10 protein-coding genes, 2 tRNA genes and 1 pseudogene are annotated in these 13,725 nt (G+C 68.5%); 4 read left to right on the top strand and 9 right to left on the bottom strand.

The annotated features are described in order from the left end of the window. Positions 1-28 precede the first annotated feature (28 nt). From purF to ACWGDX_RS21765, 4 genes are all read right to left on the bottom strand, one after another. Positions 29-1,555, bottom strand: coding sequence for an amidophosphoribosyltransferase (gene purF, locus ACWGDX_RS21780; RefSeq protein ID WP_453627915.1), 1,527 nt, complete (start codon positions 1,553-1,555; stop codon positions 29-31). Between the two features lie 74 nt (positions 1,556-1,629). Then, positions 1,630-2,613, bottom strand: coding sequence for an META domain-containing protein (locus tag ACWGDX_RS21775; RefSeq protein ID WP_453627913.1), 984 nt, complete (start codon positions 2,611-2,613; stop codon positions 1,630-1,632). A 59-nt stretch (positions 2,614-2,672) separates the two neighbouring features. Continuing rightward, positions 2,673-3,530 carry a sterol carrier family protein gene (locus tag ACWGDX_RS21770; protein WP_453627912.1) on the bottom strand — a complete coding sequence of 286 codons (858 nt, stop codon included), beginning with the start codon at positions 3,528-3,530 and terminating at the stop codon, positions 2,673-2,675. A 1,509-nt stretch (positions 3,531-5,039) separates the two neighbouring features. Then, complete coding sequence (locus ACWGDX_RS21765; RefSeq protein WP_453627910.1) at positions 5,040-5,486, bottom strand: winged helix-turn-helix transcriptional regulator; 447 nt, start codon at positions 5,484-5,486, stop codon at positions 5,040-5,042. Positions 5,487-5,647: 161 nt separating this feature from the next. On the opposite strand from ACWGDX_RS21765, the gene ACWGDX_RS21760 reads away from it, so the two are divergent. Further along, complete coding sequence (locus ACWGDX_RS21760) at positions 5,648-7,003, top strand: MFS transporter (protein ID WP_453627988.1); 1,356 nt, start codon at positions 5,648-5,650, stop codon at positions 7,001-7,003. A 109-nt stretch (positions 7,004-7,112) separates the two neighbouring features. Here ACWGDX_RS21760 and ACWGDX_RS21755 read toward each other — a convergent pair. The 5 genes and pseudogenes from ACWGDX_RS21755 to purS form a co-directional block, all read right to left on the bottom strand. Then, positions 7,113-7,925: pseudogene (locus tag ACWGDX_RS21755) on the bottom strand (M23 family metallopeptidase); the annotation flags it as partial. A gap of 101 nt (positions 7,926-8,026) precedes the next feature. Continuing rightward, a complete protein-coding gene (locus tag ACWGDX_RS21750; protein ID WP_453627908.1) occupies positions 8,027-8,602 on the bottom strand; it encodes an ArsR/SmtB family transcription factor in 576 nt (191 codons plus the stop codon). A gap of 152 nt (positions 8,603-8,754) precedes the next feature. Continuing rightward, the gene (gene purL, locus ACWGDX_RS21745) at positions 8,755-11,013 is read right to left on the bottom strand and encodes a phosphoribosylformylglycinamidine synthase subunit PurL (protein ID WP_453627906.1); all 2,259 of its coding nucleotides are present in this window, start codon (positions 11,011-11,013) and stop codon (positions 8,755-8,757) included. Continuing rightward, positions 11,013-11,693: a phosphoribosylformylglycinamidine synthase subunit PurQ gene (gene purQ / locus ACWGDX_RS21740; protein WP_453627904.1), complete on the bottom strand. Its 681-nt coding sequence runs from the start codon at positions 11,691-11,693 to the stop codon at positions 11,013-11,015. The genes purL and purQ overlap by 1 nt, the downstream gene beginning before the upstream one ends. Then, complete coding sequence (gene purS / locus ACWGDX_RS21735; protein WP_453627902.1) at positions 11,690-11,995, bottom strand: phosphoribosylformylglycinamidine synthase subunit PurS; 306 nt, start codon at positions 11,993-11,995, stop codon at positions 11,690-11,692. Before purS ends, purQ begins: the two co-directional genes overlap by 4 nt. Before the next feature lie 437 nt (positions 11,996-12,432). On the opposite strand from purS, the gene ACWGDX_RS21730 reads away from it, so the two are divergent. The 3 genes from ACWGDX_RS21730 (at position 12,433) to ACWGDX_RS21720 (ending at position 13,111) form a co-directional block, all read left to right on the top strand. Then, positions 12,433-12,768, top strand: a complete 336-nt coding sequence (locus ACWGDX_RS21730) for a histone-like nucleoid-structuring protein Lsr2 (RefSeq protein WP_453627901.1) — start codon at positions 12,433-12,435, stop codon at positions 12,766-12,768. Positions 12,769-12,898: 130 nt separating this feature from the next. Continuing rightward, positions 12,899-12,970, top strand: a tRNA-Gly gene (locus ACWGDX_RS21725). 68 nt (positions 12,971-13,038) lie between these two features. After that, positions 13,039-13,111 (top strand) — tRNA-Gly (locus tag ACWGDX_RS21720). The last annotated feature ends 614 nt before the right edge of the window (positions 13,112-13,725 follow it).

Below are 13,725 nucleotides of genomic sequence, written 5' to 3'. Positions count from 1 at the left end.
GGGCATCGGGCCCGCGCCGGGGCCCGCGTTACGGACGGCGGAGCGCGTCCGCGGCCGCGGTATTGGCCGGGCCCGCGGCCAGCTCGGTCTCCAGGAGCTGCTTGCCGAGCAGTTCGGGATCGGGCAGATCCATCGGGTACTCGCCGTCGAAGCAGGCGCGGCAGAGATTCGGCTTGGCGATCGTGGTCGCCTCGATCATCCCGTCGAGTGAGATGTAGGCGAGGGAATCCGCGCCCATGGAGGTCCCGATCTCCTCGACCGTCATCCCGTTCGCTATCAACTCGGCCCGGGTGGCGAAGTCGATACCGAAGAAGCAGGGCCACTTCACCGGCGGGGAGGAGATCCGGATGTGGACCTCGGCGGCGCCCGCCTCCCGGAGCATCTTGACCAGGGCCCGCTGCGTGTTGCCGCGCACGATCGAGTCGTCGACGACGACCAGTCGCTTGCCCCGGATGACTTCCCTGAGCGGATTCAGCTTGAGGCGGATGCCCAGCTGGCGGATGGTCTGGGACGGCTGGATGAAGGTCCGGCCGACATAGGCGTTCTTGACGAGGCCCGAGCCGTACGGAATGCCGCTGGCCTCCGCGTAACCGATGGCGGCGGGCGTGCCCGACTCCGGGGTCGCTATGACCAGATCCGCTTCGACGGGAGATTCTTTGGCGAGTTTCCGCCCCATTTCGACGCGGGACAGATAGACGTTGCGCCCGGCGATGTCCGTATCGGGACGGGCCAGGTATACGTACTCGAAAATACAGCCCTTGGGCTTCGCTTCCGCAAACCGCTGGGTGCGGAGACCGTTCTCGTCGATGGCGATCAGCTCGCCGGGCTCGATCTCACGGACATACGCGGCACCGCAGATGTCGAGGGCGGCGCCCTCGGAGGCGACCACCCAGCCGCGTTCGAGACGGCCGAGGACGAGCGGGCGGATGCCCTGCGGGTCACGGGCGGCGTAGAGGGTGTGCTCGTCCATGAAGACGAACGAGAAGGCGCCCTGGACATCGGGGAGAATCTTGGCGGCGGCCTCCTCGACGGTGAGGGGCTTGCCGTCGTCGTCCACCTGGCTGGCCAGCAGCGCCGTCACCAGATCGGTGTCGTTGGTGGCGGCAACCCGGGTCGAGCGGCCGTTCTCCTTGGGCAGATCGGCGACCATCTCGGCGAGCTGGGCGGTATTGACCAGATTGCCGTTGTGACCGAGCGCGATCGAGCCGTGGCCGGTGGCCCGGAAGGTCGGCTGCGCGTTCTCCCACACCGAGGCTCCGGTGGTGGAGTAGCGGGCGTGGCCCACCGCGATATGGCCCTGGAGAGAGCTGAGCGAGGTTTCGTCGAAGACCTGGGAGACCAGGCCCATGTCCTTGAAAACGAGGATTTGGGAACCATTGCTCACAGCGATGCCCGCGGACTCCTGTCCACGGTGCTGCAGGGCATACAGTCCGAAATAGGTGAGCTTGGCGACCTCTTCACCCGGGGCCCAGACTCCGAAGACGCCACAAGCGTCCTGGGGGCCTTTCTCTCCGGGGAGAAGGTCGTGGTTGAGTCGTCCATCACCACGAGGCACGCCACCGAGTGTAGGCGAGATCGACCACTGGTCCGAATTGGGGATGCGGGCCGGCTCCGCGATCGCCCGTCGGACTATGTGCCGGAAGCCGCCGCCACGGCGCCCAGGCCCTGGCCGTCGGCCTGCTTGATGGTCAGGGAACGGTGGTGCAGCTCATATGTGACGTTGCCCTCCAGCACCTTCTGCACCTGGCGTTCCAGGGTCATCTCGGGTCCGGGGCAGAGCTTGCGGGTGCTGGAGAGCCGGCCGAAGGTGACCGTGGAGGCGGCCTTCTCCCCGGCCCCGGTCCCGGCCCCGGAGACCTTCGCGGTGCCGCGGAAACTGTTACAGCCGAAGCTGCCCTCCACGGTGCCGTCCTTACCGAACGTGAAGTGGGCCTTGCCCTCGGCACCCTGGGGCAGGGAGGTCGCGGTGGCGCCGTCGGTCAGCGCGTCGACGGTCCACTCCGTACCGGCGAGCGGGGCGGGCGGCTCGGAGGTCAGGGTGATCGCGTCGCCGTCGGCGGTGGTGAGCGTGAGCCGACGGTCCTGGGCCGCACCCCCCTTGGCGCCCTTGCCCCCCTTGATCTCTTCGACGGTGGCCTTGAGCTTTCCGGCGAAGGCCCCGCCGAGAGCCTTCTCGAAGGCCTGGAGCTGCTCGGGACAGCCGATCAGCGTCGACTCCTTCTCACCCACGGTGACGGTGTCGCCGTCGACGGTGACCTTCGCGCCGATGGTGTTGCACCCCGTATGCGCGCTGGCCCGGCCGTCGGTGCCGATCTCCACGCTCGCTCCGGCGGGCGCGGCGGTCTTCTTGCCGCCGACGGTCAGGCTGTCGACGCTCCAGTGGACATCGGTGAGGGGGAGGTCGGACCGTACGGAACCCCCGGAGCCGCCGCCGACGCCGGACTCCGTACCGCAGGCGGTCAGCGTGAACAGGGCGACGACGGTGACTGCGGCGATCGCGGTGGTGGCTGTGGTCGCGGTGGTCGCGGTGGTCGCGGTCGGGTTGGCGGTGGTCGCGGTCGTGGCGGTGGTCGCGGTGGTCGCGGTGATGTTGGTCCTCTTCTGTTTCCGCATGTCCCTGGGACGGAGCGCCATGGCGTACGGTTCCGTCGCTCTGCGTGCCGACGCCTCCGTCACCCCATGAGCGGAAGCAGTCCACTCAGATCCGCGCGCTCCCCGCTCGCGCTGACGTGCGCCGTGTCGAGCGCCTCGCGCCAGGTCGTACGGCCGGTGGCGAGCCGGATCCAGGTGAGGGGGTCGGTCTCCACGACATTGGGGGGCGTACCACGGGTGTGCCGGGGTCCCTCCACGCACTGCACCACGGCGTACGGCGGAATCCGCACCTCCGTCGACGCGCCGGGCGCCTTCACCGCGAGCGCGTCGGCGAGCAGCCGGGCGCAGGCCGCGAGGGCCTGCCGGTCGTACGGAACATCCAGCCCGGCCACGGCCCGGTTGAGGTCGTCGGTGTGGACGGTCAGCTCAACGGTCCGGGTCACCAGGAAGTCGCCGAGCCGCATGACACCGAGCCGCGTGGTGAGCAGCCGGTCGTCGGGGGTCCCGGGCAGCAACGCGGCGATCCGCTCGGCGGTGCGCTCGAACAACTCGTCGGGGGAAGCGGACGCGGCGACCACCTTGACATCCTGGCTGATGTCCTCGGCGAGACCGGCGGTCGCGAAAGGCCAGTCAAGGAGGGGGAGGACGGGAGCGGGGGCGGGGGCGGACTGTCGATCGGGCCGCTGATCGGGCCGCTGGGTGGGGTGTTGATCGGACGGTTGCGCGGACAGCTCGATGGTCCGGGAGACGGACTCGACGGCCATGGTCAGATGAGCGGCCAACTCACGAACGGTCCAGCCCCCAAGGGCGGTGGGCAGAGCGAGCTGCTCGGCCGTAAGGCCGGCGACGGCTTCGCGTACGTTCCCGAACTGCGCCAGAACGGCGGTCCGGATCTTGGCGGAGTCGTAACTGCGGGTGCGCTTCTTGACCGGTGGCATGGAGCGAGGCTAAAGGCTGATGGAGCACGCCCGCTATGACGCCTCGGCGGGGACGGGTGGACCGGTGGGGGTGGATGGTGGGTGCGTGGTTGGTGGTGGGTGGGTTGGTGCGGGTGGTGGGTGTGCGCGGGAGTGGAGTGGGGTGGTGACGGCACCGGCTCAGCGACAGACCGTCCGCTGTCTGCTGGGGTTCAGTCCCATGTCTGGGATGGGATGGCTGTGTGCGGGTGAGGGCCGAGGGGTAGTCGGGGTGGGCCGGTAGGTCCCGTGCCACGCGGGGGCCGCCCCTCTGGGTTTGAGTTTCGCGATTGCGGGCCGGGCGTCAAGGGCGCTCCTTTGTCGCGTCGGCAAGCCGATGACCTTCGGTCACCCTTGACTCCCGTCCCTCCATCGCAAGTGCGGATCAGTGGGAGGGGCGGCCCGGGGGAAGGGGTCCCCGGGGGGCTCAGATGGGGGTGCCTGTTTCCTTCCCGGCCTCGGGTTGGTGGGCCCTGCGGGGCTGCGCGACAGTGGAATGGGGCGGTGACGACACCGGCTCGGCGGCTTTCTGTCCGCTGCTTGCTGGGGCTCAGTCCCGTATCTGGGGTGGGTGGTTGGTGGGGTGGGTGTGTCCGTGGCGGGTGCGAGTGGGCCGGTTCGGGGTCTGTTTGTGGTCTGGGACCCGCCTAGCGCACCTGAGGACACACGACCGCCTCATAGGACCCCCCAACGCCCTTCCAAATATGGGCATATGGGGCATCGGTGGGGCTAGTCAGGCCTCTTTCCCCGGGAATGGCGCGGCGATGGGTCCGGCTGCGTCCTTCGGACGTCTCTTGCGTCCTAGTGACACGGGAAGCGTCCTCACAGGTCCCCGACCAGCAAAAAGGGCAGACATACGAGCCCATCCGGACCGTCGAGGGCGCCAGTTCGTCCGCCTGGCGCTTGGGGTGCCACGTCACCACGGATCTCAGACACGGGTCTGAACCCCAGCAGACAATGAACGGTCTGTCGCTGAGCCGGTGCCGGGCCGCCCCACTCCACTGCCGCGCAGCCCCGCAGGGCCCACCAACCCGAGGCCGGGAAGGAAACAGGCACCCCCATCTGAGCCCCCCGGGGACCCCTTCCCCCGGGCCGCCCCTCCCACTGATCCGCACTTGCGATGGAGGGACGGGGGTCAAGGGTGGAGCGGAGCGGAATCGGCTTGCCGACGCGACGGAGGAGCGCCCTTGACGCCCGGCCCGCAATCGCGAAACTCAAAGCCAGAGGGGCGGCCCCCGCGTGGCACGGGACCTGCCGGCCCACCCCGACTACCCCTCGGTCCTCACCCGCACCCGACAACCCCATCCCAGACATGGGACTGAACCCCAGCAGACAGTGGACGGTCTGTCGCTGAGCCGGTGTCGTCACCACCCCACTCCACTCCCGCGCACACCCACCACCCACCCGCACCAACCCACCAACCACCAACCCACCACCACGCACCCGCCACCCACCTCCCACCCGCACCACCCATCCCCGCCACGCACCTCGTCAAGGCACCTTGTTGACGATCGTGTCGTCCGCCTCAAGCCGTCGGCCGTCCGCCGCGCGGATCTCCAGGGCGTGGAGGGGCTGCCCATGTCGGCGGTCGGTCATCTTCGAGTGCGGTTCGCCGGGGGCGAAGAAGTGCCCCTCGCCCCACTGCCGCAGCGCCACGATCACGGGGAAGAGAGCTTTGCCCTTCGGAGTCAGGACGTACTCCTGGTACGCGCTGCCGTCGGAGGCAGGGACAGCCTCCAGGATTCCGCCGGCAACCAGGGCGCGCAGGCGCGTGGTGAGGATGTTCTTCGCCACACCGAGGCTGCGCTGAAACTCCCCGAAGCGGCGGCTGCCGTCAAAGGCGTCCCGGACGATCAGCAGGGACCACCAGTCGCCGATCGCGTCGACCGATCGCGCGACCGGACAGTCGCTGTCGTCAAAACGCGTCCTTCTCACCATGGCGCCCGCCTTCCCTCTTGGGGTCCGTCGTTCCTCTTGGGGTCCGTCGTTCTTGCGTCCCGCATCCCGCTCCACCGTCACATCGGTTGCAACATGCTACCAAGACGGATAGCGTCCCGACCGGTAGCAAGATGAAACCAATGCGGCTCTGGAGGGTACTGATGGGCGACAGCGAGGACACCACAATCCAGAAGACCCCAGGCACCGCACAGACCCCAGGCACCGGACGGCTCGCAAGCACTGGACAACCGGAGAAAGCAGCGACAGCCGGTACCCGTTACGTACTGTCCCCCGGCATCACCCTGCTCCTCGCCGTCGCATGCGGGTCCGCGGTGGCCAATGTCTACTTCGCCCAGCCGCTCCTCGTGACCCTCGGCCATGACTTCGCGATGAGTCCGGCGACGCTCGGTGCCGTCGTCACCCTCACCCAGATCGGTTACGGCCTGGGGCTCTTCTTCCTCGTCCCGCTGGGCGATCTGGTCGACCGCAGACGCCTCGTCTCGGTGCAGCTCCTGCTGCTCGCGGCAGCGCTGGCCCTGGTCGGCACCGCCACCACCGGGGCCGTTCTGCTGGTGGGGATGGCCGTCGTAGGACTTCTCGCGGTGGTGACCCAGACGCTGGTGGCCTTCGCGGCATCGCTCGCACCGACAGCGCGGCGCGGGAGCGTCGTCGGTCTCGTGACCAGCGGTGTGGTCACCGGCATCCTGCTCGCCCGCACCGTGTCCGGACTGCTGGCGGATCTGGCCGGCTGGCGCTCCGTCTATCTCACCTCGGCGGCCCTCACCTGCGTACTCGCCCTCACGCTGCACCGCGCACTGCCATCCCGGGCGCTACCGTCCCGCACACGACGGCCCCGCGCGGTGCCTTCAACCCTCAGCTACGGGCGGCTGCTCCGCTCCACCGTCACTCTGTTCGCCCGGGAACGCCTCCTGCGGATCCGCGCCCTGCTCGCTCTGCTGGTCTTCGCCGCGTTCAGCACTCTGTGGAGCTGCGTCGCGCTGCCGCTCAGCGCGCCCCCGTTCTCGCTGTCGGACTCCGCGATCGGCGCGTTCGGACTGGCGGGGGCGGCGGGTGCCCTCGCCGCGACGGCGGCCGGACGACTCAACGACCGTGGTCTCTCCCGGTGGACGACCGGTATCGGTCTGGTCCTGCTCGCCGCGTCCTGGGTGCCCCTGGCCCTCACCCGGCACTCGCTATGGGCGCTGGTGGTCGGCGTGATCGTCCTCGACCTCGCCGTACAGGCGGTCCATGTCACCAGCCAGAGCCTGATCCACGCACTCGCCCCGGACGCGGGCAGTCGGCTGTTCGGCGGCTACATGATCTTCTACTCCATCGGCAGCGCCACCGGCGCCATCGCCTCCACCTCGCTGTACGCGGCGGCGGGCTGGGGCGCCGTCTGCGTGCTGGGCGCGTCGTTCAGTTGCCTCGCGCTTCTCGTGTGGGCCCTGACGGAGCGATCGTCCGCTCCTCCTCAAAGGCGAGCTTCTCCTCAAAGGCGAGCTTCTCCTCAGAGGTGAGCTTCACCTCAGAGATGCGCTTCACCTCAGAGATGCGCTTCTTCTCAGAGGCGAGCTTCTCCTCAAAGGTGACCCCCTCCCCTTCCCCCTCCTCCTCCCCCGCCGCCAGTTCCCCGCCCACCGTGAACTCCTCCGTATTGGCCGGGACTCCGATGCCCTCCCAGCGGAACGGGATGCCTCGCGCCGCGTCCGGGTCCGGGTGGTCCATGAGCTGGAAGTGCACATGCGGCTCCGACGAGTTGCCCGAGTTGCCGCAACGGGCCAGGGGCTGGCCGGTCCGTACCCGCTCGCCCGCGCGGACCTGGAGTGAGCCGCGCTGGAGATGGGCGTACATCGCGTACGTACCGTTCCCGAGGTCGAGTACGAGACGGTTGCCCGTGACCCGGCCCGCTCCGGCGATCTCACGTACGACGCTCTCGATGAGCATCAGATGGACGAGGGCCGGGAATGAGTTGCGGCTGAGATGGTCGCGCTGCCGGTCCCTGGCGTACACGACGGTCCCGTCCGCCACCGCGAGAAGCGGTTCGCCGAAGGCCGGGAAGTCGCGGTTGCGCCGCACGATCGGCCACAGCCAGGTGAAGGCGGGACGGGCGGCACCGGGCTTCCCCTCCGCCACGATGTCGATCGCGTAGGTCTGCCCATACGTGTGTGTGCCATGGCTCGGCACCTTGTCGGCCGGGCTGTTGAGCGCGGACCAGCGGCCCCTGACGGGAGGCGCCACCTCGATCGCGGCGGGCCGGTCCGCGTGGTGGGCACGGCCGATACGGCTCACACCAAGGGTCACGGCGATGGCGACGGCCCCGGGCAGCATGGTCAGCCACCAGGAGACCGACAGCACGCGGAACACATCGAGGAGGATGAGCGCGAAGACGGCCAGCCAGGACAGCCGGAAGAGGATCATGGCTTGTTTACGGACGGGCATCGTTCCCCCTTGACGACGACGGGTGACGCTTACGGAGACGGGTGACGCTTACGGATCAGTCCTGCCGGTCCTGACAGTCGTGCTTCATGGCCGTAGGCAGTTCACGGCCGGGCCGCCGAGAGCATCACCAGCAGCGGTACGACCCGGGCCGCCGGCACCTCGTACCTGCCTCGGCCCGTCGTGTGCAGCCAGCCCGCGCCGGTCAGTTGGCGCAGATGGTGGTAGATCTGGCCGGTGGTGCCGATACCGTCCAGCTCGGCCAGTTCGGCGGCGGTGCGCCGGCCGCCGAGGATCTCGCGCAGCAGCCGCAGCCGTACGGCATGGCCGAGCGCCGCGAAGGACTCGGCCGCGTGCGACCAGTTGGCGTCGAGGAGCCCGTCGGTGAAGGTGCCGTACTGCCACTCGTACCGCTCCTCCGTCGGCAGCCGCACCGCACCGGTGTAGAGGACCCCGCCGTTCGGCGAGCCGGCCTTGGCGACTTCTTCCTTGAGCCGCTGAAGCGCCCAGAACTCATCCCCGTACCCAGACGGAACCCCACCGTCCCCACCATTCCCACCGTCCCCGCCATTCCTACTGTCCCCGCCATTCCCACCGCCCTCACGGTCCACCGCCTCCAGCGCCGCGATCCGCCGCTCCAGCGCGGCTACCCGCTCCTCAAGTTCCACCGCGAGCTCCACTCTTTGAAGTTACGTAATTACGTAACACCTTGCAAGCGCGCCCTGCACGCCGGTGCCGGCGCCCGCGCCCGCGCCCACGACAAAGCCCCCGCCCGGTACACACCGGGCGGGGGCTCGTCGACTCGACCATGACGATCAGGCCGGCAGCGCCATCAGGCCAGCAGCGCCGGAATCGTCGCCTCGTGGGCCGTCCTGAGTTCCGTCAGCGCGATGGTGAATTCGCCCTGGACCTCGATCTCGTCACCGTCCACGACACCGATCCGCGTCACGGGCAGTCCGCGCGCGCCGCACATGTCGGTGAAGCGGAGCTCCTCGCTGCGCGGTACGGCGACGACCGCGCGCCCCGCGGACTCGCTGAACAGGAAGGTGAACGCGTCGAGCCCGTCCGGTACGACCAGCCGGGCGCCGTGGCCGCCGCGCAGGCAGGACTCGGTGACCGCCTGGATCAGACCGCCGTCGCTCAGATCGTGCGCCGCGTCGATCATCCCGTCGCGCGAGGCCGAGATCAGGATCTCGCCGAGCAGCTTCTCCCGGTCCAGGTCCACGGCCGGCGGCAGCCCGCCGAGATGGTCGTGCACCACCTGCGACCAGGCCGAACCGCCGAACTCCTCGCGCGTGTCACCGAGGAGGCAGAGAAGCTGGCCCTCCTCCTTGAACGCGATCGGCGTACGGCGGTTGACGTCGTCGATCACACCGAGCACGGCCACCACCGGCGTCGGATGGATGGCCGTCTCGCCGGTCTGGTTGTAGAGGGAGACATTGCCGCCGGTGACCGGGGTGCCGAGCTGAAGGCAGCCGTCCGCCAGACCACGTGTGGTCTCGGCGAACTGCCACATCACGGCGGGGTCCTCGGGCGAACCGAAGTTCAGGCAGTCGGAGATGGCGAGCGGCCTGGCACCGGAGGCCGCGACATTGCGGTACGCCTCCGCGAGCGCGAGCTGCGCGCCGGTGTACGGGTCGAGCTTCGCGTACCGGCCGTTGCCGTCCGTCGCCATCGCCACACCCAGATTCGACTCCTCGTCGATCCGGACCATCCCGGCGTCCTCGGGCTGCGCGAGCACGGTGTTGCCCTGGACGAAACGGTCGTACTGGTCGGTGATCCACGCCTTCGACGCCTGGTTCGGCGACGCGACCAGCTTCAGGACCTGTTCCCTCAGCTCGGCCGGCGTGACCGGGCGCGGCAGCTTGTTCGCGTCGTCCGCCTGGAGGGCGTCCTGCCACTCGGGACGGGCGTACGGCCGGTGGTAGACCGGACCGTCGTGCGCCACCGACCGCGGGGGTACGTCCACGATCTGCTCGCCGTGCCAGAAGATCTCCAGCCGGTCACCCTCGGTCACCTCACCGATGACGGTGGCGATGACGTCCCACTTCTCGCAGATCTCCATGAAGCGGTCGACGTTGCCGGGCTCGACCACCGCGCACATCCGCTCCTGCGACTCGCTCATGAGGATCTCCTCGGGCGAGAGGGTCGCGTCACGCAGCGGGACGGTGTCCAGCTCGACCCGCATACCGCCGGAGCCCGCGGACGCCAGCTCGCTCGTCGCGCAGGAGAGACCCGCGCCGCCGAGGTCCTGGATCCCGGCCACGAGCTTCTCGCGGAAGATCTCCAGGGTGCACTCGATGAGGAGCTTCTCCTGGAACGGGTCACCGACCTGTACGGCGGGCCGCTTGGCCGGTCCGGTCGATTCGAAGGTCTCACTCGCCAGGACCGACACACCGCCGATGCCGTCGCCACCGGTACGGGCGCCGTACAGGATCACCTTGTTGCCGGGGCCGGACGCCTGCGCGAGATGGATGTCCTCGTGCTTCATCACACCGATACAGCCGGCGTTGACCAGCGGGTTTCCCTGGTAGCAGGCGTCGAAGACGACCTCGCCGCCGATGTTCGGCAGGCCCAGGGAATTGCCGTAACCGCCGATGCCCGCGACCACACCGGGCAGTACCCGCCTGGTGTCGGGGTGGTCGGCGGCGCCGAAGCGCAGCGGGTCCACGACCGCGACCGGCCGCGCGCCCATGGCCAGGATGTCGCGGACGATGCCGCCGACACCGGTGGCCGCGCCCTGGTAGGGCTCGATGTACGAGGGGTGGTTGTGCGACTCGACCTTGAAAGTGACCGCGTACCCCTGGCCGACGTCCACGACGCCCGCGTTCTCGCCGATGCCGACGAGCATCGCGTCATTGGCGGGGACCTTCTCGCCGAACTGCTTGAGATGCACCTTGCTGCTCTTGTACGAGCAGTGCTCGGACCACATGACGGAGTACATGGCCAGCTCCGCCCCGGTGGGCCGGCGCCCCAGGATCTCCCGGATCCGGGTGTACTCGTCCTCCTTGAGGCCGAGGTCCTTCCAGGGCTGCTCCGCCTCGGGCGTGCCGCTCGCGTGCTTGACCGTGTCGAGGGTCTTGATGGGCATCAGGCGCTTACCAGCTTCTTCAGGATCGAGGTGAAGAATCCCAGGCCGTCGGTACGGCCCGTACCGATCAGCGGCTCCACGGCGTGCTCGGGGTGCGGCATCAGGCCGACGACATTGCCCGCCGCGTTGCTGATGCCGGCGATGTCGCGGAGCGAGCCGTTGGGGTTGCCGTCCAGATAGCGGAAGGCGACCCGGCCCTCGGCCTCCAGCTCGTCGAGCGTGCGCTCGTCGGCGACGTACCGCCCGTCGATGTTCTTGAGGGGTACGGAGATTTCCTGGCCCGCGGAATAGTCGGCGGTCCACGCGCTCTCCGCGTTCTCCACGCGCAGTTTCTGGTCGCGGCAGATGAAGTGGAGATGGTTGTTGCGCAGCATCGCGCCGGGGAGCAGATGGGACTCGGTGAGGATCTGGAAGCCGTTGCAGATCCCGAGGACCGGCAGCCCGGCCTTCGCCTGCTCGATGATCGTCTCCATCACCGGGGAGAACCGGGAGATGGCCCCGGCCCGCAGATAGTCACCGTAACTGAAGCCGCCGGCCAGGACGACCGCGTCGACCTGGTGAAGGTCCTTGTCGCGGTGCCAGAGGGAGACGGGCTCGGCTCCGGCGATCCGGACGGCGCGCAGGCTGTCCCGGTCGTCGAGTGTGCCGGGGAAGGTGACGACTCCGATACGAGCGGTCACTTCGGCTCCCCGGCCTTCTCGGCCTCGTCCCGGGCCTTCGCGGCGTCGCCCTTCTCGGTCCCCTCGACCTTGACGACGAAGTCCTCGATCACGGTGTTGGCGAGGAAGGTCTCGGCCATCTCATGGATACGGGCGAGGGCGGCGTCGTCGACCGGCTCCGCCACCTCCAGCTCGAAGCGCTTTCCCTGGCGGACGTCGGCGATGCCCTCGAAACCCAGACGGGGCAGCGCGCGCTGCACAGCCTGTCCCTGCGGGTCGAGGATCTCCGGCTTGAGCATGACGTCGACTACGACGCGTGCCACTGGCACTCCCGGTGGTGTGGTGCGACTGGTTCTGCTGCTGTTTCTGCTGCTGCGTTCTCCGGGGAATCCCCGGGTCCCGGGGAATCCCCCTGACCCCCCGAGCTTCCCTCAGCTTACCCGGCCCGAGAATCTACGCGGGTAGATACAGTCTCGCCGGATCGCCCGCCGATTTCGGCCACCGAGCAACGCACAGGAAAATCCATGGAAAAACCATGCCTCCCCATTGCATGGGACACGCTGATGCAATTGGCTGGGCTTCACAATGCGGCGCCTGCCGCTGTACAAAGGAATACAGCGGAAAGCAACATTGAACCCGAAGTCCCCAGAAGTGCCAGCTAGCCCCCTGTTAACAGCCGGAAGGCCGGTATCGCCGCACGTCAGCCGTGTTTCGCAGACGGCAGGGACCGGGCGGGTACCGCAAGAAAGGACCGATATCCGTGGCGCAGCGCGTAGTGGTCACGCTCTCCGACGACATCGACGGCGGAGAAGCGTCGGAAACGGTCACGTTCGGCCTGGACGGGAAGTCGTACGAGATCGACCTCAATCCCGCCAATGCAAAGAAACTACGCAAGGCCCTGGCACCGTTCATGGCCGCAGGCCGAAAGCAGACAAACGCCAGCAAGCACGGCAAATCCCTGACGACCTACCGGCACACCGCCCTCGCGCCCGCCCCGGCGGCCGTCCGCGCCTGGGCCCAGTCCCACAGGATGGAGGTACCGGCGCGCGGCCGGATCCCCAAGCGGGTCTACGAGGCGTTCCGCGAAGCCAGTTGAGCCGGCGGCGGCCCATGGGGCCGGCCGGGCGACGCGGCAGCGCACCGAGTTGCACAGCACCCCCACTGATCGGCTAGAGTTTGGACCACGCCGAGGGGCAAGGCCGAAAGGCCAAAACCTCGCCGAGCGTGCGGGTGTAGTTCAGTAGCAGAACGCCCCCTTTCCAAGGGGGAGGCGCAGTGTGCAATTCCTGTCACCCGCTCTGCATCGCTCTTCGGTCCACTCAGTGGATCGGGTAGGGTGATGGTCGCGCCGAGCGATCGGCGCGGTGCGGACGTGGCTCAGTTGGTAGAGCATCACCTTGCCAAGGTGAGGGTCGCGAGTTCGAATCTCGTCGTCCGCTCGGAAGCAAAGGTTCTGGTCGAAAAGAACGGCTGGAGATCTTCGCGACACAAGATCGTTCATAGCACAAGGCCGGTTGATCCGGCTGCGATCAGCATCTGATCAGCGCATCAGACACTAGTACGTATGGACGCCCGGCCGGTTTTATCGGCCGGGCGTTTCTGTGTGCGCGTATGCCTGTGCGCGGCGTTGCGCGGCGTATGCCTGTGCGCGGCGTTGCGCGGCGTATGCCTGTGCGCGGCGTGCGCGTACGCATGTGCGTACGCCTGCGGTATGCCTGCGCGCGGCCTCGTCCAGTGGGACGCGCGGTGTCCGCATCGGTCGGCCTGGGTGCGCTGTAGATGATCAGAGCGTGTGATGAACGGCGCCACAGCAAGCGACAAACCAGCCCAATTCCTCAGCGGGTCGATCTCCGCGACGGCGAATCCCGCACGCCAGAATGACCCGACGATGCCGTCACCGGCCCGGATTCCACCGCATTGCGCCGGATCCCTCGGCCCCGGCATCACCGTCCCGGCGTCCCGTCAGGACGTCACCCTGCCAGGGCGTCACGGCGTCACATCAGACCGGAGACCATGATGCGGACTCGTCGGACTCATCGGACCCCCCGGATTC

The organism is Streptomyces sp. NPDC055025, from assembly GCF_053608565.1.
The sequence above is the reverse complement of the archived record's forward strand: the minus strand, read 5'-3'. Positions and strand labels throughout refer to the sequence as shown.